Here is a 19,117-nt window from a genome sequence, read left to right as displayed (position 1 = left end):
TGTGGGTCTCCGTCCCGGTCAGTCGGTGCGTGCGTCGTCAAGCCAGCGCGACAGCGCGTCCACCGCCTGCTTGAGCGCCGGGGCGCCGGCCTGGGCGGCAGGCAGCCGCGTCACGGCCAGCAGGCGCGGCAGGCCGTCTTGCTCGCGCAGCGCGGCCTGCACCGCATAGCCTTCCAGGCGGGAATGGTGGGCCCGCTTCCAGGCTTGCAGCAGGCGCTGCGGGGCGTCGTAGGGCACCGGTTCGGACACGTACACCAGTACTTCGTCGCCGGCCGCCTCGATGGCCACCCGGCGGCCCGATTCCAGCTGCAGCGCCACATTGCCGCGCGGGCCCAGGGCCAGCCCGTCCATGCCGATGTGCTCGCCGAAGGCGCTCAGCGCGCGGTCCAGGCTGTTCATTCGTATTCCTCGTCGATGGCCGCATCCAGGGCCAGTTGCGCCGCGTTCAGGACGGATTGGCGCGCGTCCAGGTCGGGAAACATCGGCACCGGCAGATCCTTGAGCACGGCGCGCACGCCACCCAGGAAAACGATGCGCGCACCGACCGACTCCACGCCATGGCCGGACGCCAGCGCCGAAAAGCGCGATTCCGATACCCATTTTTCGTTGCTGACGTTGACCAGGTCCTGCATCAGCCGGTCTGCCGCCAGCGTCGTGCCGTGTTCGCTGGCCAGCTTCTGGCCCAGCTCGGCGCAACCGTCCAGCACGGTGACGGCCACGCCTAATTGATACAGGTCTTGCATCAGGGCTTGCAGCCGGTCCGGATTGGTGGATGGGCGCGCGGCGGCCAGGTCCTGGCCCAGCGCCTGGATCAGTTGCTGCAGCCCGCGGGCCACATCCTTGCCGCCGAACCGTTCCAGCGCCAGGCCCAGGGTCTTGGCCAGCGACGATTCGCCCAGCACCACGTCCTGGTAGGTGCGCTGGAAGTCGGCGATGCCGCGGGCATCGTCGGCGTAGCCCGCCGCGGCGCCGATGGTGTTCAGGCTGGCGCGTATCTGCGGACCGCTTTCCAGTTCCAGGTCGGCCAGCGCCTCACGCAGGCCGTCCAGCACGTCTTCGGGGGCACCGTCGCGTTCGCCCTGGCGCAGGGCGTATTGCAGGCCCAGGTATTGGCGCGCCGCGTCGCCGAACGCCTGGGCGGCCGCCTGGCGCGGGTCGGCCTGGCCGGCCAGCAGGTGGCGGGCCAGCTCGATCAGCTTTTCCTGGGCGTCGGCGTCGTGGGCCTCGGCCAGGAAGGCGACGATCGCTTCGGCGCTGAGCAGTTGCAGCGGCGCTTCACGGCCGACCTTGCGTTCGGCGTGGTGCTTGTCCTCGGCCTTCTCGGCCATGTGCAGGCTGAGCTCTTCGGCGGAATCCGCCAGTGACACCTCGCCGTCCACCTTCACCGCGGTCTGGCCCAGCATCGTGCCGACCTGCGGCTGGCCGGACTGGATATCGGCGTCGGCGGTCGAGGACGAGAAAGCGGAGGAAGCGGGCAGGCCGGTATCGATACGGTTCATGGGGACGCGGGTAGGCGGCGGGCGAGAGCCGCGCATGGTCTGGGGTAGTAACGGTTGGGGCGGGAAAGTTCCATCCCGATTGCAGGGAACCCTGGCGCGGCATCCGTTACGTACACGGGGCAGGCAGCGGAAGTTTCAGGACCGGTGCTGCCAAGCCGAATTTAAGGGTTAACCCGTGATGGATCAGGGGCGCGCCGCAGACAGCGGGCGACCGTCAAAGGAGAATGGAATGTCTACGGTTTCCGGATTGGGAGTGGGCAACGTAGCCGGCATGGATCTGTCGGGCATGGACCTGGAGACCGCACTGATGACGGTGCAGACCCAGCGTTCGCAGATGCTGGAAGACGCCTTGCGCCAGCAGCTGGACGCGGTGAACGGCCGCAATGGCCAGATGGCGGGCATGAACGAGGCCATGAATGCCAAGACGGCAGACAACCTGAAGCTGGAGTCGGCCAACGTCAGCCTGCAGGACCAGATCGGCCAGTTGAAGGACCTGCAAGGCCGCCTGTCGGCCAGCAAGTGCCCCAATCCCGAGGGCTGGTACGGCCTGTCATGGGGGCAGGGCGATGACAAGAAGCTGTCGCACGATACCTTGGCCCAGATCAAGGCGGCTGGCTTGACGATCCCGACCGGCGACGACGCGCCCCGCGACGTCGACCGCAACGGCACCATGGACGCCAAGGGCCGGGTCGTGCAGAACTTCGTGGACCAATTGAACGGCAAGATCGCGGCGCTGGAAGCGAAGATCGTCGACAACGGCAAGACCATCGACGCCAACAAGCAGGCCGTGAACGAGATCAAGTCGTCGCTGGACAACCTGAGCAATACCCAGCAGATGGAAATGCTGCGCTTGCAAAGCCTGACCGGCAAGCGCAACGAGGCCTTCGACGTCATGACCAATTTCCTGAAGAAGATGCAGGAAAGCCGGTCGTCGATCATCGGCAACATGCGTTGAGCCCCCGGACGGCGAAAGCACAGAGGGGTGACCGATGAGCGGACCGGTGAGCGGCAGCCAGCCCATGCTGGGCGGGGTGAGCCTGGAGAGTTCCAGCGGGGTGCGCGGCGCGGACCTGGTGGGCGCCGACCAGGAAACGGCCATGCTGAGCGTGCAGGGTGAGCGCGGCCGCCTGCTGGACAAGCAGATCGAGACGCAGATCCAGGAACTGCGTGCGCTGAACCGCCGGCTGGAGCTGCTCAATACGGTGCAGGCCGGCTTGAAAGGGGTGCAGGCGCAGTTCAACGCCAACGCCAAGCACAACAAGGAATGGGACGATGCCAGCGGCGGCTGGAGCTTTCGCCGGGCCGACGAGATCAACCGGGCGGCCGCCGAGGCGGGCCTGAACCTGGGGTTTGCCTCGGACAGCAACACCTGGCGCCTGTTCGGCCACATGGGTGACATGAAGGAATTCGCCCACGCCTACCTGCCGCCCGACCAGGCCGACCTGCTGGTCAAGTGGCGCGACAAGGGCGACCTGCGCGGCCACTTCCTGGCCGAGACGCTGGTCAAGAAAATGGCCGGCGGCGACGGCTTCATGACGCCCGATTACCCAGGCCAGACGCTGAACCGCTGCCCGGGCGGCATCCGCTACGACTCGGACTATGGCGAACTGCGCCAGGCCGTGCAGCGGGTGCAGGGCGCCATCGACGAGACGTCCAACCAGCAACAGGACCAGATGCTGCGTCTGCAAGCCCTGACCAACCGCCGCAACGAGTCGGCGGAAATGCTGAGCAACTACGTCAAGAAGATGCAGGACAGCAAGATGTCGATTTCGGAAAAGATTCGTGGAACCTGAGGCCGGGTTCCGTTACTTACGCTGCATCGTCGGTCAACCGTCTACATCGAATCCGGGCAGTCAGCCCGGGCCAGGAGCCCATCTTGAACATGAACGTGAACAGCGCCAACGTCGGCAACGTCGGATTGAGCAACCTCGCCGGCATGGATATCGAGACCGCCCTGATGATGGTGCAGTCCGAACGCACCAAGCTGCTGGACAGCCAGCTCAAGAGCCAGATCGAGGAAGTGCAGAAGCGCAATGAGATGACCGGCGCCCTGAACGACATGCAGGCCAAGCTGAACGGCATGAAGGGCTCGCTGGAGTCCAAGGACGCCAAGCCGGGCGACGTGGTCAAGGGCAACGTCGGCACGCCGACGAACGACGCGCTGGCCAAGGACTACGCCATCCTGGCGTTCAAGCTGGGCATGGACCCGGCGCCCGTCAAGGCCACGCCGGTCAAGGATGCTCAGGGCAACGTCACCGGTGCGAACGTCACCGGCCTGCCGACCCGTGAAGGCCTGGAAAAGGCGATCCCCGACCTCAAGAGCAAGCTGGACGCCGCCAGCAACAGCCAGCAGATGGACATGCTGCGTCTGCAAAGCCTGTCGAACAAGCGCAACGAAGCCTTCGACACGATGACCAACTTCGTCAAGAAGATGCAGGACAGCCGTTCGTCGATCATCGGCAACATGCGCTGATCTGCCCCCAATAAATACGCCCACCCCGGAGAACGGCAATGGCCGATACCCAAGAGCAGAACATCCAGGACATCATCGAGCGCGCCGAAGCCGCCGTGCGCGATGCCCAGCGGTCCATCGAGGAATCCGACGACAAGCTGCGCAAGCTGGGCCTGGACCCGGACAAGGTCCGTTCGACGCTGCAGGCGCAGCCGATGGACGACCGCCAGCGCGACGAGGCCCAGGCCCTGTTTCGCCAGGACATGGAAGCGATCGACCGTGAAGTCGAGCAAGAAGCGGCCTATGCCCGCCAGCGCAGCGCACCGCGGGCCGCCGGCGCCCCGGTCAAGCGTCCGCGTACGATGGTCTGAACGACACGCACCAGGAGCCGCCCGATGACAACCGCCCAGGCGCCGATGACCGGCGAAGAGTACGCAGCGCTGCACGACCAGATCGTCGGCCAGTTGGCCCGAGGCGGCAGCCTGGGCCAGCTCAAGGGCATGACCGCCGACGAATGCGAGGCGCTCTATAGCCTGGGCTATGGCCTGTATGAAAAGGCGCGCTACGCCGACGCGCTCAAGGTGCTGGCCTACCTGGTGTCGCTGGACCACACCGAACACCGTTACCTGGTGGCGCTGGGCGCCACCGCCCAGGCCATGGGCAAGCATGCTGACGCGCTGCAGCAATACATGGCGGCCACCCTGCTGGACCCGCTGGAGCCGGCCCCGGTGTTCTACGCCGCCCAGTGTCTGCTGGAAATGGGCCAGTCTGACGCCGCGCTGCAATCGTGCGACCTGGCGCTGGCCATGTGCAAACCCGACCGCCACGCCGTGCTGGCCGAACGCGCACAGGCCCTGCGGACCCTGCTCGCCGCGCGCGGCGCCAAGGAGAATTGACATGATCAACATCAATAACGCCGGCATCAATCCGGCGCTGCTCAATCCCCTGGCCGGCGCCGATGGCGCGCCGCCGCCCGCCGCCGGCTTTACCGAGCTGGACGCCACGCAGTACGTGGCCAGGGGCGGTGCGGCCGACAAGCTGGCCGCGCTGGGCCTGCCGCCGCCGCCGGGCAACGCCTCGGCGGGTGTGGCAGAGGCCATGAACAAGCTGATGGCGTCTGCCGACACCGATATGTATGCGGTGATGGCGCTGCTGCAGAAGATCTCGCAAGAGCAGCGCAACGCTGCCCGAGCGGATCGGGCCGCGTCGATGGATGCGCAGACCCAGGCGCTGATGTCGGCGGCGGACAAGATCAAGGAAGCGGCCGAAGAACGCTTCAAGGGTGCGCTGGCCCAGGGCATCAGCCAGATCGTGGGCGGCGCCATCCAGGCCGGCGTCGGGCTGGGCGGCATGGGCGCGATGGGGGCATCGGCGCGCATGACCACCACGTCCAGCCCGTTGACGGCGCAGCAGACGGTCACGCAGGCCAAGCTGGACGGCTTTGCCGCCAATTCGTCGGGTATCGGCCAGGGCCTGAGCGGCATGGCCGGCGGCGTGGGCGGCATCGTCCAGGCCGCTTACGACCGCAAGGCTGGCGAAGCCGACGCGGCGCGGGCGCGGCTGGAAGCGGACGCCAAGGTATTCGAATCCGGCGCGCAGCACGCCAATGACTTGATGCAGCAGATGATGGATGTCATCCGCGACGTTCGCGACAAGCTCGGCGCCATTGAGCAGAGCCGCAGCGAAACGACCCGCGGCATCGCCCGCAACCTCTGAACCCGCCTGGGGAGCCACCACTATGGATATCCGGCCTTCTACCGGCAATGCGGGCCTGCCGCCCGCGCTGGACCCGTCCGGCGCAGGAGCGGTTGCGGGCGCCGCGGCCCAGGCCGCCTTGCAGGCCGCCAGCGGCCTGGACCTGGCGGCGCTGGCCTCGCAGTGGGCCTCGAGCGTGGCGCAGGCGCGCAACAGCGCGGGCGACGGCGTCACCAACGCCAACGGCAAGCCGGCCATCGCGCCGCCGGCGAGTGAATTCTCGGCCTCGGAAATGGTGGACCTGCTGCGCGCGCTGCAAGGCAAGACGCAGGATGCGCAGCTGCGCAGCGCCAAGGAAAACATCGAGAACAACCGCATCGAGCAGGCCAAGAACAACGAAGAGCAGTTGCGCAAGGTCGACGAGTGGATCCAGAAGAGCAAGGACGCCGAGAAGGGCGGCATCCTGGGCAAGATCTTCGGCTGGATCGGCGCCATCGTCGCCGCGATTGCGGCCGCGCTGATGGTGGTGGCCGCCGTGGCGGCGACCGCGGTGACTGGAGGCGCGGCGGGTCCGCTGATGGTCACGCTGGCGGCGATTGCCGTGGCAGGGGCGGTGAGCCTGCTGGCCAACCAGATATCGGCCGAGTGCGGCGGGCCTGAAATCAGCATCAGCAACCTGGTGACGCAGGTGGTCAGCAAACTGTTGCAGGCGTTTGGCGTCGAGCCTGAAATGGCCGAGAAGATCGGCAATATCGTGGCGGGTGCCGCCATGCTGATGACCGGCGCGATCCTGATCGAACCCGGCGCGTTGGGCAAGATGGCTGGCGCCATCGCGGTGCTGGCCGGGGCGGACCCGCAGACCGCCGGCTACATCGCCATGGCTGTCGGCCTGGTGGCCACGATCACCGTGGGCATCGTGATGGCGGTGGCCACCTTTGGCGCGGGCGCCGTGTCGGCCGGGGCCAATGCCGCGGCCAATGTCGGCTCGCAAACCGCGCGCACCGTGGCCGATTCGGCCAAGACGGCCGGGCAGGTGGCCTCGGGTGTGGCCTCCGTCGCCAAGGGGGCGGGCCAGATCGCCACCGGCGCCGAAACCATCAAGTCGGCCCAGGCGCAAGAGGCGGCCGACAAGGTGCTGGCTGACAAGAAAGCGCTCGAGGCCCTGCTGGTCAAGCTGCAGGCGTCGATGGAAGACGAGCGTGAAAAGATCAAGAGCGTGATGCAGGCCATGGATGAGTCGATGCAGATGGTCAGCAAGATGATCAACGCCGCGGCCGACAGCATGAGCCAGGTCACCGCCAATATCGGCAAGCGCGCGATGGTCTGACCCGCGCAACATCGGAACCCACACCATGTCCCAATCTTCATCCGCGAATGTGCGCAGCCCCTTCGGGCAGCAACTGTATGACGGCCTGGCGGCGCTGCCCGGCAGCCACCGGCTGACGGCTGACCAGCTTGAAGTGATCTACGCGATGGCCTATGCCCATGTGGCCCAGGCCCAGTACGCGCAGGCCTTGCCTATGTTCGCCTTTCTGTCGCAGTACGGTCCGACCCGCAAGCATTACCTGGCGGGCCTGGCTTTGTGCCTGCAGATGCAGGCCCGTTTCGAAGAGGCGATCCGCATCCAGTCGCTGATCGGCGTGCTGTTCCCGCCGTCGCCTGACGCGACCTTGCGCGTCGCCGAATGCCAGCTGGCGCTGGCTCAGTCCGATGCCGCGCGCGAATCGTTGCGGCTGGTGGTGGCGGCGGCAGAGGCCGACAGTGCCTATGCCCAGGCCGGCGCGCGCGCCGCTTCGTTGCTGGCGCTGGCCGACAAGGAGGCCCGCCCATGAGCGGCAAGCATCATGAACGATAGGGTGGGCGCAGGCTCGGCAACGGCCGTCTCGGGTGAGACGGCTTTTGTACTTGAAGCGGACGACGCGCGCTGCCTGGCCGAAGTCGGCTTCCTGGCCGCGGGCCGAGGCGACGTCGCACGCGCCGACGCCATCTTTCTTGCCCTGCGCGCCTTGCGCCCCGGGCGCGCCTACCCATGGCTGGGGCTGGCCGTGGCGCGCCTGAATGCGGGCCGGGCCGATGAAGCCGTGCGGCTGCTGGAGCAGGGCGAGGCCAGCGCCGCGGGCGAGCGCACGCTGCTGGCGGCCTGGCGTGGCCTGGCGCTGCAACTGGCGGGCCGCAACGCCGAAAGCGTGCGCTTGCTGCAGGCTTGCGCCGACACAGATGCCGGTGGCGAGGGCGCCGCGCTGGCGCGTTCGCTGTTGGGATTGCAAACCGATCAAGGTTAGGAAAATCATGGAAATCACCGCGCTTGCCGCCGCTTTGTCGCCGGCGCTGGACTCGGTCAAGGCCGCGCCGGCCGCCACGCCGTCCGAGCTGGTCACCGAACGCTTCAACCAGTTGATGGCCGCGCCCGAGGCGGGCGCGCCGTCGTTGACCGGCCTGCAGGCCGCGTTGCAATCGGCGTTCACGCCCGGGGTCGACGCGGCCCCGGCCACGCTGGGCAACCAGATCCTGTCCAGCCTGCGCAGCACCACCACCGAGTATTCGGAGAAGTGGCAGAACATCTCCGGCCGCCTGGACGCCATGTCCACCGAGCCGTCCATCGCCGACATGCTGCGCCTGCAAGCCGATCTGGTGCAGATCTCGGTGCAGTACGAAATGGTCGGCAAGGCCGTTTCGCGCACCACGCAAAACATCGATACGCTCGTCAGGATGTCCTAATGCACGCCGTTGCCACGTTGTCCCTTCCTGCCGACCAAGCCGCCTCACCGCTGCGCCGCCTGCGCTGGCTGTTGTTCGCCCTGGCGTTGCTGCTGGCCGCCTGCGGTTCGCGGGTCGAGCTGTTTTCGGCCGCCAATGAAAGCGAGGCCAACGAAGTGCTGTCGGTGCTGCTGGATGCCGGCATCTCGGCGCAGAAGGCCACCACCAAGACGGGCGTGGCCGTATCGGTGGACGGCCAGCAGGTGGCCCGCGCACTGGATATCCTGCGCGCTCGCGGCCTGCCGCGCGAACGCTTCGACGGCATGGGCCAGATCTTCCGCAAGGAAGGCCTGGTGTCGTCGCCGCTGGAAGAGCGCGCCCGCTACATCTACGCCCTGTCGCAGGAACTCACCAACACGCTGTCGCAGATGGACGGCGTGTTGGCCGCCCGGGTGCACGTGGTGCTGCCCGAGCGCGGCGGCGTCGGCGAGACCACCACGCCGTCCACGGCCGCGGTGTTCATCAAGCACCAGACCGGCTACAACCTGGACGCGTTGCAGCCGCAGATCCGCAAGCTGGTCACGCACGCCATTCCCGGGCTGACCGAAGACCGGGTGTCGATCGCGCTGGTGTCGGCGCAACCGGCCGGCGCGGCGGCGGCTGCGGCCAATGCGGCGCGCCAGGCCATGGGCATCGACCCCGGTGAAGGCGCATCCACGACGCTGACCGCGTGGCTGGTGGGGCTGGTCGTGCTGGTGCTGGCGTTGGCCGGCGTCGTCGGCTACCTGCTGTGGCGCTACGGCATGCCCAGCCGCACCCGGCCCGAGCGCCGCGAACCCGTGTCCGAAGGGCGCTAGCGATGACGCTGGCGTTGACCGTGCTGGACCGCCGGCTGGTTGAATTCAACCAGCTGCCCAGCCGTACCCTGCACCCCAGCCGCCATGCGGCCTATGCGTCGCCGGCCACGCTGGCGGCGATGGCCGCCGCGCCTGCGCTGGCGGCGCGTTGGCACCGGCATTGGTCGCGCGACATCCTGGATGCCCTGGGCCTGCGCCAGCGCCCCGTGACCGACCCGGAGCGCCCCGAACTGGCGCTGGCGCTGTTGGCCCCCGACGCGTTGGCGCAGTGCGCGCGTCGGCTGGGCGCCGTGCTGTGCGGCCCGCGGCTGCGCCGTGCCATTGCCGGCGACGAAGTGCGCGCGCTGATCGCGGACCTGGGCGCGGACTTGCTGGACTTTACCCGGCGCACCGCCGGGTCGCTGCACGGGGGCATTGTCGCCAGCAGCGCCTGGTCGCTGGCCGAGACGACCGCCGCGTTGGACACGCTGGGGCGCGACGCACTGCGCACGGCGCTGGCCGGCGGCGGCCCTGAATTGGCGCAGCGCGCCGAATTGAAATTGCCCGACCTGCCCGCCGGCCCATCCCCCCTGTCGGGGCAAGAGGCGCTGTCGCTGGGCTTGTCCCTACTGAAGAAAACGGACCCCACATGGCTTTCCTCATTCCCCGCGATCCGCTGACGCCGCGGGCTGCCGCCGGCCGCATCGATCCGGCCCTGCGCGTGCTGCGGGCCGCCGACCACGCGGCCTGGGCGGATGCCGAGCGACTGCTGGCGCAGGCGCGGGCGCAGGCCGACGAGATCGTCGGTGGCGCCCAGGCGGCCTTCGAGGCCGAGCGCGAACGCGGCTACGAGGAAGGCCGCGAATCCGCATTGCTGGACCAGGCCGAAAAGATGATCGAAACCGTGGGCCGCACGGTCGAATATTTCGCCGGTGTCGAAAACGAGATGGTCGAACTGGTCATGTCGGCCGTGCGCAAGGTGGTCGATGGTTTTGACGACCGCGAGAAGGTCATGGTGGTGGTGCGCAATGCCCTGGCAGTGGTGCGTAACCAGAAGCAGATGACGCTGCGCCTGAACCCGGCCGAAGTGGACACGGTGCGCGAGCAGATCAACGACCTGCTGGCTGCCTACCCCGGCGTGGGCTACCTGGACATCCTGGCTGACGGGCGGCTGGCGCGCGGCGCCTGCATCCTGGAAAGCGAGATCGGCATGGTCGAAGCCAGCCTGGAAGGGCAGATCCAGGCGTTGCGCCAGGCCTTCCAGCGCACCCTGGGCAGCCGGGTCTAGCCATGCGGCAATTCGACTACATCTCGGAAATGATGTCGCTGGCGCTGCAGGACACGCCGACGCTGCGCATCAAGGGCCGGGTCACGCAGGTGATCGGCACCATCATCAAGGCAGTCGTGCCGTCGGTGAAGGTGGGCGAGGTCTGCATTCTGCGCAACCCAGGCGAGAACTTCGAGATGAAGGGCGAGGTCGTCGGCTTTGCCCGCGACGCCGCACTGCTCACGCCCATCGGCGACATGTACGGCATTTCCACCGCGACCGAGGTCATTCCCACCGGCCGCGCCCACATGGTGCCCGTGGGGCCGGGGCTGCTGGGCCGCGTGCTGGACGGCTTGGGCCGGCCGCTGGATGAAGCCGAACTCGGTCCGCTGGAGGCCAGCAAGTTCTACCCCGTGTTCGCCGAAGCGCCGGACCCGCTCAAGCGCCGCATCATCTCCGAGCCGCTGGAACTGGGCGTGCGCGCGCTGGACAGCGTGCTGACCTGCGGCGAAGGCCAGCGCATGGGCATCTTCGCGGCGGCCGGTGGCGGCAAGTCGACGCTGATGGGCATGCTGGTCAAGGGCGCCGACGTCGACGTGACCGTGGTGGCGCTGATCGGCGAACGCGGCCGCGAGGTGCGGGAATTCCTGGAACACGAACTGGGCCGTGAAGGCCGGCGCAAGAGCGTGATCGTCTGCGCCACCAGCGACAAGTCGTCGATGGAACGGGCCAAGGCCGCCTATGTGGCGACCGCCATCGCCGAATATTTCCGCGACCAGGGCAAGCGCGTGCTGTTCCTGATGGATTCGGTGACGCGCTTTGCCCGCGCCCAGCGCGAGATCGGCCTGGCGGCGGGCGAGCCGCCGACCCGCCGCGGCTATCCGCCGTCGGTCTTCGCCACGCTGCCCAAGTTGATGGAGCGTGCCGGCATGAACGAGCATGGCTCGATCACCGCGCTGTACACCGTGCTGGTCGAAGGCGATGACATGACCGAGCCCATTGCCGACGAAACCCGCTCGATCCTGGACGGCCACATCGTGCTGTCGCGCAAGCTGGGCGCGGCAAACCACTACCCGGCCATCGACGTGCTGGCCTCGGCCAGCCGCGTCATGAACGCCGTCATCACGCCCGAACACAAACAGGCCGCCGGCCGGCTGCGCGAGCTGATGGCCAAGTACCAGGAAGTGGAACTGCTGGTGAAGATCGGCGAATACAAGCGCGGCGGCGACGCGGTGACCGACGAGGCCATCGACAAGATCGGCGCGATCAACCAGTTCCTGCGCCAGCGCACCGACGAACGGGCCACGCTGGCCGATGCCCTGGCGCAGATGAGCGCCATCGTGGGGACGCGATGAACGTCTTTGACGAGCTGCTCGCCATCAAGCGGTTCCGCGAAGGCCAGGCCGAGATCGCGGTGTCGCGCCAGCGCCTGCGCCAGGCCGAGGCCGATGCCGCCCGGCAGGCCTCGGAACAGGCGCTGACGGATTTCCGCGAAGCGGCCGACAGGCGCGAGCGCGAGATGTACCGCGACCTGTGCAGCCGTGTCGTGCGGGTGCGAGAAATCGAAAACGTGCTGCAGGGCGTGGCCGGCCTGCGCGAGGGCGAGCGCCAGTGCGAAACCGCGCTGGAACAGGCTGCCCAGCGCCTGCAGGAAGAAAGCCAGGCCCTGGCCGACAGCCGTGCGCGTCACCAGCAGGCGGTGCGCCTGACCGGCAAGTTCGTCGAGCTGGCCAGCATTCACCTGGCCGAGCACCTGAAGGCGCTGGAGCATAAAGAAGACATGGAAATGGAAGAGGCCGCCACGTTGTCGCGCGACCGCGAAGACTGGGAACAGCACGAGGAGTTCGAGCCGGCATGAGCATCGACCGACGCATCGGCCTGGAAACCGCGATACCCCAGGGAACCGGCCTGGCCCAATCCGATGGCCAGGCCCCCGGCCGCCACGCCAGCGACGCCGACCGGCGCGCGTTCGAGCAGGCGCTGGCGCAGGACCCCGACGCCGATGGCAAGCCGCCCGCGCCGCCTGCGGCGGCGACGCCGTTCTCGCTGTTTGGCGCCGCCGCATCGGCCGCGCCCGTGCCTGCCGAGGCGCCATCGTCGGCGTTGGCCGACGCGCTGCTGGGCAGCGCGGAGCAACTGTTGGTGGCCGACGGCAGCCAGGGCCGGCGCCAGGTGCGCGTGGAATTGAAGGACGACGTGCTGCCCGGCGTGAGCGTGTCGGTCTATGAAGAAGAAGGCCGCGTCGTCGCCGATTTCGTCTGCGCCAACGAGGCCTCGCGTGAACGCCTGAATGCCATGGCCCGGCCGCTGGCCGAGCAGTTGGCCGACAGCCTGGCGCGGCCGGCGCGCGTGCGCGTCAGCGCCGACGATCCCGAATATCCCTGCCTGGCCGAGACCGACGCTTCGGCGCCGGCTCGTTGACCCCTGGAACCCATGACCGCAAGTTTGCAACATCCCTTGCCGCGCCTGACCGCCAACGAAGCCCGCGCCCGCTCGCTGATCGCGCGCCACGGCGCCGACCTGTCCGTGACGCTGGCGCCGTTGGCCGGCACCGACGCCGAGCCGGCGCACTGGCGCCTGGGCTTCACGCCCGGCGTGCCCGACGCCCTGCGCCAATCCGCCACCCTGTCCGCCGACCTGGAATGGGCCGGGGCGCGCCTGCGCCTGGGCCTGCCGGCCAGCGCCGCCGATGCCTGGCTGGCCGCCCGGCTGCCGGGCATGGAAGCCGACGCGCTTCCGCCCGCCCTGGTGTCCACCGCTATCGAGACCCTGCTGGCCGAAGTGGTGGCCGGCCTGAGCGAGGCCTCGCCTGGCGGACCGGTGCGCGTGGTGGGCCGTGACGGCCCGGCGCCCACGTTGGCGCAGGCCTGGACGGTGGCCGCGCGCCATCCAGCCACGGGCCATACTGTCTACGCGACGCTGGAAGCCGACGGCCTGGGCCTGATGCTGCTGGCCGGCCTGGTGGGCCGCGCCGCGCCCGCCTCCAACGAGATCGACACCGACGCGGTGCCCGTGCGCATCGCCGCCTGCCTGGGCTGGACCTGGCTGCCGGCCGCGGACCTGCGCGCCCTGGCGCCGCGCGACACCGTTTTCCTGGACCACAGCCTGGTCACGCCCGACGGCGAACTGTGGCTGGGTGCCGGCGGCCAGGGGCTGCGGGTGCGCCGCCAGGATTCCTCATACCTCATCACTCAAGGCTGGACTTCCCTCATGACCGAGACGCCGCAAACCCCGGCCGATGCCGAAGCGGGCGCCCAGGCGCCGCTCGATATCGACGCCATTCCCGTTCGGCTCACGTTCGAGCTGGGCGAGCGCCAGATCACGTTGGGCGAACTCAAGCAGTTGCAGCCCGGCGAGACCTTCGACCTGGAACGGCCGCTTGCCGACGGCGCTGTGCTGGTGCGCGCCAACGGCGCACTGGTCGGCAGCGGCGAACTGGTCGAGATCGACGGGCGCATCGGCGTGACCTTGCATCGCCTGGGCAAGGCGGGCGCATGAGCGGCGCGGATCCCATCAGCCTGGCGGTCGTACTGGCGCTATTGGCGCTAGTGCCGTTGGCTGCCGTCATGACCACCTCGTTCCTGAAGATCGCGGTGGTGCTGACGCTGGTGCGCAACGCCATGGGCGTGCAGCAGGTGCCGCCGAACATGGCGCTGTACGGTCTGGCGCTGATCCTGTCGGCCTACGTGATGGGGCCGGTGGTGATGCAGATCGGCGATGAACTGCGCGCCCCGCCCGCCGTGGTGGCGCCGGGCCAGCCCCAGCCTGACCGGCTGGAAGGCATCCTGGATGCCGTGGCGCGCGGCGCCGAACCGATGCGCGCCTTCATGCTCAAGAACAGCCGCCCCGAGCAGCGCGACTTCTTCATGCGTACCGCGCGCGGCCTGTGGGGCGAGCAGCAGGCGCGCAACCTCAAGCAGGACGACCTGCTGGTGCTGATTCCGTCGTTCCTGCTGTCGGAACTGACCGCGGCGTTCCAGATCGGCTTCCTGCTGTACCTGCCGTTCGTCATCATCGACCTGATCGTCTCCAACATCCTGCTGGCAATGGGCATGATGATGGTATCGCCGGTCACGATCTCGATGCCCCTGAAGCTGTTCCTGTTCGTCATGGTCGACGGCTGGACGCGGCTGATCCAGGGCCTTGTGCTGTCCTACGCCTGAGGCCGCCATGGGAACCGTCGACCTCGTCTCCTACATGACCCAGGCGCTGTACCTGGTGCTGTGGCTGTCGCTGCCGCCGATCGCCGTGGCGGCGATCGTGGGTACGCTGTTTTCGCTGTTCCAGGCGCTGACGCAGATCCAGGAACAGACGCTGTCCTTCGCCGTGAAGCTGATCGCCGTGTTCGCGACCATCATGCTGACCGCGCGCTGGCTCAGCGCCGAGCTCTACAACTTCACGATTTCCGTGTTCGATCTCTTCTACAAGATCCACTAGGAGCGACACGCGGCCATGATCTCGGGCATCACCTACGTCGAAGCGAAAGTCTTCCTGGGCACGCTGGCGCTGACGCAGCCGCGGATCCTGGCGCTGTGCGCGATGCTGCCCCTGTTCAACCGCCAGCTGCTGCCCGGCATGCTGCGCTACGCCATCTGCGCGGCCATCGGGATCGTTCTGGTGCCGGCGCTGTCGCCACGCTACGTGCAGATGGACCCGTCCGCCATCGAACTGGTGCTGCTGGTCGTCAAAGAAGTCTTCGTCGGCCTGGTGATGGGCTTTCTGGTGGCGATTCCGTTCTGGATCTTCGAGGCTGTGGGCTTCGTGGTGGACAACCAGCGCGGCGCCAGCCTGGGCGCCACCATCAACCCGGCTACCGGCAACGATTCGTCGCCGCTGGGCATCCTGTTCAACCAGGCCTTCATGGTGTTCTTCCTGGTGGGCGGGGGCTTCACGCTGATGCTGACGATGCTGTACGACAGCTTCCGGCTGTGGGACCTGTGGGACTGGGCGCCTACGCTGCGCCGCGAAAGCGTGCCGCTGATGCTGGATCAGCTGGGCCGCTTCCTGCGGCTGACGCTGCTGTTTGCCGCGCCGGCGATCGTCGCCATGTTCCTGGCCGAAGTCGGCCTGGCGCTGGTCAGCCGCTTCGCGCCGCAGTTGCAGGTGTTCTTCCTGGCCATGCCGATCAAGAGCGCGCTGGCCCTGCTGGTGATGGTGCTCTACATGAACACGCTGTTCGAGTATGCCGCCGAGGCCACGGGGCAGATCAGTTCGGCCTTGCCGTTCCTGGACAACCAATGGCGGGCGCCATGAGCGGCGAAAAGACCGAACAGCCAACCACCAAGAAACTGCGCGACGCCCGCCAGAAGGGCGACGTCGCGCACAGCAAGGACTTCACCCAGACGCTGCTGGTGCTGTCGCTGTTCGGCTACATGCTGGGCAACGCCCATGGCATCGTCGAGGCGCTGGGCCGGCTGATCCTGATTCCTTCGACGCTGGTAGGGCAGCCGTTCGAGCAGGCGCTGCCGCTGGCGCTGGACGCGGCGCTGCGTGAAGCGGTGTACCTGGTGCTGCCGTTCGTGCTGATCGTGCTGGTGGTGGGCATGTTCTCGGAATTCCTGCAGGTGGGGGTGGTGCTGGCATTCGAAAAGCTCAAGCCGTCGGCCAAGAAGCTGGACGTGATGAGCAACCTGAAGAACATCTTCTCGAAGAAGAACCTGGTCGAACTGATCAAGTCCATCGTCAAGATCGCCTTCCTGTCGGTGCTGGTGACGCTGGTGGTGCGCGACGCGCTGCCGGAACTGATGGCGGTGCCGCACAGCGGCCTGGCCGGTCTTGAGGCCGGCGTGGGCGGCATGATGCGCACGCTGATCATCAACATCGCCGTCGCCTACGTGGTGATCTCGCTGGCCGATTTCGTCTGGCAGCGCATGCAGTACCGCAAGGGGCTGATGATGAGCAAGGAAGATATCAAGCAGGAATTCAAGGAGATGGAGGGCGACCCCCACATCAAGCATAAGCGCAAGCACCTGCACCAGGAAATGGTGATGCACGGCGCGGTGGCCAATACCCGCAAGGCGTCGGTGCTGGTGACCAACCCGACCCACCTGGCGGTGGCGATCTACTACGAGCCCGGTGAAACGCCGTTGCCGATGGTGCTGGCCAAGGGCGAGGGCGCCCTGGCCGAACAGATGATGCAGGCCGCGCGCGAAGCCGGCGTGCCCGTGATGCAGAACATTCCCCTTGCGCGCGCGCTGATGGCGTCCGCGCAACCCGATCAATACATTCCCAGCGAGTTGATCGAGCCCGTTGCCGAAGTCTTGCGGCTCGTCAGGAAACTGGCTGGCAATCCGGACGCCCCGACATGAACGCACATCCCCTGATTTCCGCCTATGCCACGCGCCACGGCCTGGCGCCTTCCGCCCGCCCCGACGGCCGCGTGACGATGGTGATCGACGACACCTATCGGGTACACCTGCAACCGGGCCGCGACGGCTGGCTGGCCATGAGTGCGCGGCTGTGCGCCTTGCCCGCCAGGAACGCGGGCCGCGACGAGCTGGTGCAGGAAATCGGCAAGCTCGCCGCCGGCATGCTGGCGCAGCATGCCGCCGCCTGCGTGGTCGATCCGCAAGGGCGGGCGCTGTGGCTGCAGCAATCGCTGCGCCCCGGCAGCAGTGAGCTGGATCTGGACGAAGCCATGGGCGCGTTTGCCAACGCGCTGTCTTTTTGGGCCGGCGCCGTGCGGCGGCTGGCATGAATATGCGATACGGGCGCTGCGCCCGAGGAGAAAGCGTGTTGAAGCGGATGATACTGGCGACCGCGTTGTCGCTGGGCCTGACGGCAGGTGCGCAAGCCGCGCCGAACTGGCCGAACGTACCTTATAGCTACTATGCCCGCGATGAAAACCTGCAGACGCTGCTGCGCGAATTTGCCGGCGGCTTCAGCCTGTCGCTGCAGCTCGGGCCCAACGTCACGGGCACCGTCAACGGCAAGTTCAACGCGAATACGCCCACCGAGTTCCTGGACCGGTTGGGCGGCGTCTACGGCTTCAACTGGTTCGTCTATGCGGGCACGCTGTTCGTCAGCCGCACCAACGACATGAAGACGCGTTCGGTCAGCGCCATGGGCAGCTCGATCAGCGCGTTGCGCCAGGCCTTGCAGCAGCTGGGCGTGCTGGACCCGCGCTTCGGCTGGGGCGAATTGCCGGACCAGGGCATTGCGCTGGTGTCCGGCCCGCCGGGTTACGTGGACCTGGTCGAGCGCACCGTGGCCGCGTTGCCGATGGGCGCGGGCGGCCAGCAGGTGGCGGTGTTCCGGCTCAAGCATGCCTCGGTCAACGACCGCACCATCAGCTATCGCGACCAGAAGGTGGTGACGCCGGGCCTGTCCACCGTGCTGCGCAACCTGATCACCGGGGGCGGCGGCGGGGCCAATAACGAAACGCTGGCGGCCATCGCCGCGCCGCTGCGCGATAACCCGCCCGCCTTTCCGCTGGTGGGCGGCGACAGCGCCGCGCCGGCAGCCAGCGCAGGCGGAGGCCAGGCGCCCGCGCCCGCCAGCGCCGGCAAATCGGGCCTGCGCCTGCGCGAGCCGACGGTGCAGGCCGATGCGCGCTTGAACGCCATCATCGTGCAGGACATTCCGGACCGCATTCCCATCTACCGCAGCCTGATCGAACAGCTGGACCTGCCCAGCACGCTGGTCGAGATCGAGGCCATGATCGTGGACGTGAATTCCGATCTGGTCAGCGAGCTGGGCGTGACCTGGGGCGCGCGCGCCGGCACGACCTCGTTCGGCTACGGCAACCTGGGCCTGGGGCCCAGCGGCGGCCTGCCGCTGGAAAGTGGCGCGGCGCTTTCGCCCGGCACCATCGGCATCAGTGTGGGCAACACGCTGGCGGCGCGCTTGCGCGCGTTGCAGACCAAGGGCCAGGCCAACATCCTGTCGCAGCCATCCATCCTGACGGCCGACAACCTGGGCGCCATGATCGACCTGTCGGACACCTTCTACATCCAGACCCGCGGCGAGCGCGTGGCGACCGTCACGCCGGTCACCGTGGGCACGTCGCTGCGCGTGACGCCGCGCCACATCGAGGCCAAGAGCGGTTCACGGGTGGAACTCACGGTGGACATCGAAGACGGCCGCATCCAGGAAGAACGCCAGATCGACAACCTGCCCACCGTCAGGAAGAGCAACATCAGTACCCTGGCCATTGTCGGCAACGACCAGACGCTGCTGATCGGCGGCTACAACAGCAGCCAGAATTCCGAGCAGGTCGACAAGGTGCCGATCCTGGGCGACATCCCGGGCCTGGGCATCCTGTTCTCCAACAAGTCCAAGACCGTGCAACGGCGCGAACGCCTGTTCCTGATCCGCCCGAAGGTGGTGGCGATCAATGGCGAAATGGTGGCTACGCCGGGCGGCGCGGGCACCGGGCCGATGCTCAACGCCACCTGGGGCGGCGATGGCCGCATGACGGCCGGGCAGTACCTGGACCTGGCGCAGAGCCAGCGCACCCGTATCCTGTTCGGGCCGAACGTGGAATTGCGGCGTTCGTCCGGGCCGTTGCGGGCGTCGGAATGGCTGGAAGGCACGCCGACCGCCGATCCGGTCGCCACGCCTGTGCTCGAAGGCAAGTCGAGCGCGCGGCAGGGGCCGGTGATCCAGATCGAGCCGGTGGCCGCGCCAGGAACGGGCAGGGCGCCGTGAGGATGGGGGTGTGACGAGCGAA

At 67.9% G+C, this 19,117-nt stretch carries 25 protein-coding genes; 23 read left to right on the top strand and 2 right to left on the bottom strand.

Annotated elements, in window-relative coordinates:
* Positions 1-18 precede the first annotated feature (18 nt).
* Both AC3WMR_RS24175 and sctW read right to left on the bottom strand, forming a co-directional pair.
* The gene (locus AC3WMR_RS24175; RefSeq protein WP_492265777.1) at positions 19-399 is read right to left on the bottom strand and encodes a type III secretion system chaperone family protein; all 381 of its coding nucleotides are present in this window, start codon (positions 397-399) and stop codon (positions 19-21) included.
* A complete protein-coding gene (gene sctW, locus AC3WMR_RS24170; protein ID WP_492265778.1) occupies positions 396-1,499 on the bottom strand; it encodes a type III secretion system gatekeeper subunit SctW in 1,104 nt (367 codons plus the stop codon). Before sctW ends, AC3WMR_RS24175 begins: the two co-directional genes overlap by 4 nt.
* A gap of 229 nt (positions 1,500-1,728) precedes the next feature.
* Between sctW and AC3WMR_RS24165 the strand changes: the two genes are divergently transcribed.
* From AC3WMR_RS24165 to sctC, 23 genes are all read left to right on the top strand, one after another.
* Positions 1,729-2,454, top strand: a complete 726-nt coding sequence (locus tag AC3WMR_RS24165; protein ID WP_232786528.1) for a hypothetical protein — start codon at positions 1,729-1,731, stop codon at positions 2,452-2,454.
* Positions 2,455-2,488: 34 nt separating this feature from the next.
* On the top strand, positions 2,489-3,292 hold the full coding sequence (locus AC3WMR_RS24160; RefSeq protein WP_492265779.1) for a hypothetical protein: 804 nt from the start codon (positions 2,489-2,491) through the stop codon (positions 3,290-3,292).
* An 89-nt stretch (positions 3,293-3,381) separates the two neighbouring features.
* Complete coding sequence (locus AC3WMR_RS24155; protein WP_492265849.1) at positions 3,382-3,972, top strand: hypothetical protein; 591 nt, start codon at positions 3,382-3,384, stop codon at positions 3,970-3,972.
* A 38-nt stretch (positions 3,973-4,010) separates the two neighbouring features.
* Entirely contained in the window at positions 4,011-4,322 is a 312-nt protein-coding gene (locus AC3WMR_RS24150; RefSeq protein ID WP_492265780.1) for a hypothetical protein, read from the top strand.
* Between the two features lie 24 nt (positions 4,323-4,346).
* On the top strand, positions 4,347-4,847 hold the full coding sequence (locus AC3WMR_RS24145; protein WP_492265781.1) for a SycD/LcrH family type III secretion system chaperone: 501 nt from the start codon (positions 4,347-4,349) through the stop codon (positions 4,845-4,847).
* Between the two features lies 1 nt (position 4,848).
* Positions 4,849-5,667: a type III secretion system translocon subunit SctB gene (gene sctB, locus AC3WMR_RS24140; protein WP_492265782.1), complete on the top strand. Its 819-nt coding sequence runs from the start codon at positions 4,849-4,851 to the stop codon at positions 5,665-5,667.
* Positions 5,668-5,689: 22 nt separating this feature from the next.
* The gene (gene sctE / locus AC3WMR_RS24135; RefSeq protein WP_492265783.1) at positions 5,690-6,973 is read left to right on the top strand and encodes a type III secretion system translocon subunit SseC family protein; all 1,284 of its coding nucleotides are present in this window, start codon (positions 5,690-5,692) and stop codon (positions 6,971-6,973) included.
* Positions 6,974-6,998: 25 nt separating this feature from the next.
* Positions 6,999-7,478, top strand: coding sequence for a CesD/SycD/LcrH family type III secretion system chaperone (locus AC3WMR_RS24130; protein WP_492265784.1), 480 nt, complete (start codon positions 6,999-7,001; stop codon positions 7,476-7,478).
* 12 nt (positions 7,479-7,490) lie between these two features.
* The gene (locus AC3WMR_RS24125) at positions 7,491-7,928 is read left to right on the top strand and encodes a hypothetical protein (RefSeq protein WP_492265785.1); all 438 of its coding nucleotides are present in this window, start codon (positions 7,491-7,493) and stop codon (positions 7,926-7,928) included.
* Between the two features lie 7 nt (positions 7,929-7,935).
* On the top strand, positions 7,936-8,364 hold the full coding sequence (gene sctI / locus AC3WMR_RS24120) for a type III secretion system inner rod subunit SctI (RefSeq protein ID WP_175193354.1): 429 nt from the start codon (positions 7,936-7,938) through the stop codon (positions 8,362-8,364).
* Positions 8,364-9,200, top strand: a complete 837-nt coding sequence (gene sctJ, locus AC3WMR_RS24115) for a type III secretion system inner membrane ring lipoprotein SctJ (RefSeq protein WP_492265786.1) — start codon at positions 8,364-8,366, stop codon at positions 9,198-9,200. Before sctI ends, sctJ begins: the two co-directional genes overlap by 1 nt.
* Before the next feature lie 2 nt (positions 9,201-9,202).
* Complete coding sequence (locus AC3WMR_RS24110) at positions 9,203-9,859, top strand: SctK family type III secretion system sorting platform protein (RefSeq protein WP_492265787.1); 657 nt, start codon at positions 9,203-9,205, stop codon at positions 9,857-9,859.
* Complete coding sequence (locus AC3WMR_RS24105) at positions 9,829-10,467, top strand: HrpE/YscL family type III secretion apparatus protein (RefSeq protein ID WP_492265788.1); 639 nt, start codon at positions 9,829-9,831, stop codon at positions 10,465-10,467. Before AC3WMR_RS24110 ends, AC3WMR_RS24105 begins: the two co-directional genes overlap by 31 nt.
* 2 nt (positions 10,468-10,469) lie before the next feature.
* The gene (sctN, locus tag AC3WMR_RS24100; protein ID WP_025137543.1) at positions 10,470-11,801 is read left to right on the top strand and encodes a type III secretion system ATPase SctN; all 1,332 of its coding nucleotides are present in this window, start codon (positions 10,470-10,472) and stop codon (positions 11,799-11,801) included.
* Positions 11,798-12,304 (top strand): type III secretion system stalk subunit SctO, encoded by a 507-nt coding sequence (gene sctO, locus AC3WMR_RS24095; RefSeq protein WP_492265789.1) that lies wholly within the window; start codon positions 11,798-11,800, stop codon positions 12,302-12,304. The genes sctN and sctO overlap by 4 nt, the downstream gene beginning before the upstream one ends.
* Positions 12,301-12,867 carry a hypothetical protein gene (locus AC3WMR_RS24090; RefSeq protein WP_492265790.1) on the top strand — a complete coding sequence of 189 codons (567 nt, stop codon included), beginning with the start codon at positions 12,301-12,303 and terminating at the stop codon, positions 12,865-12,867. The genes sctO and AC3WMR_RS24090 overlap by 4 nt, the downstream gene beginning before the upstream one ends.
* A gap of 12 nt (positions 12,868-12,879) precedes the next feature.
* The gene (gene sctQ, locus AC3WMR_RS24085) at positions 12,880-13,944 is read left to right on the top strand and encodes a type III secretion system cytoplasmic ring protein SctQ (protein WP_492265791.1); all 1,065 of its coding nucleotides are present in this window, start codon (positions 12,880-12,882) and stop codon (positions 13,942-13,944) included.
* A complete protein-coding gene (sctR, locus tag AC3WMR_RS24080) occupies positions 13,941-14,609 on the top strand; it encodes a type III secretion system export apparatus subunit SctR (protein WP_025137539.1) in 669 nt (222 codons plus the stop codon). The genes sctQ and sctR overlap by 4 nt, the downstream gene beginning before the upstream one ends.
* Positions 14,610-14,616: 7 nt before the next feature.
* Positions 14,617-14,883 (top strand): type III secretion system export apparatus subunit SctS, encoded by a 267-nt coding sequence (gene sctS / locus AC3WMR_RS24075; protein ID WP_008163300.1) that lies wholly within the window; start codon positions 14,617-14,619, stop codon positions 14,881-14,883.
* 15 nt (positions 14,884-14,898) lie between these two features.
* Positions 14,899-15,699, top strand: a complete 801-nt coding sequence (gene sctT / locus AC3WMR_RS24070) for a type III secretion system export apparatus subunit SctT (protein WP_025137538.1) — start codon at positions 14,899-14,901, stop codon at positions 15,697-15,699.
* On the top strand, positions 15,696-16,754 hold the full coding sequence (gene sctU, locus AC3WMR_RS24065; RefSeq protein WP_025137537.1) for a type III secretion system export apparatus subunit SctU: 1,059 nt from the start codon (positions 15,696-15,698) through the stop codon (positions 16,752-16,754). The genes sctT and sctU overlap by 4 nt, the downstream gene beginning before the upstream one ends.
* The gene (locus AC3WMR_RS24060) at positions 16,751-17,143 is read left to right on the top strand and encodes a CesT family type III secretion system chaperone (protein ID WP_492265792.1); all 393 of its coding nucleotides are present in this window, start codon (positions 16,751-16,753) and stop codon (positions 17,141-17,143) included. Before sctU ends, AC3WMR_RS24060 begins: the two co-directional genes overlap by 4 nt.
* A 47-nt stretch (positions 17,144-17,190) precedes the next feature.
* A complete protein-coding gene (gene sctC, locus AC3WMR_RS24055; RefSeq protein WP_492265850.1) occupies positions 17,191-19,095 on the top strand; it encodes a type III secretion system outer membrane ring subunit SctC in 1,905 nt (634 codons plus the stop codon).
* Positions 19,096-19,117: the final 22 nt, after the last annotated feature.

The sequence above is a fragment of the Achromobacter sp. FW305-C-28 genome (assembly GCF_058783235.1).
The sequence above is the reverse complement of the archived record's forward strand: the minus strand, read 5'-3'. Positions and strand labels throughout refer to the sequence as shown.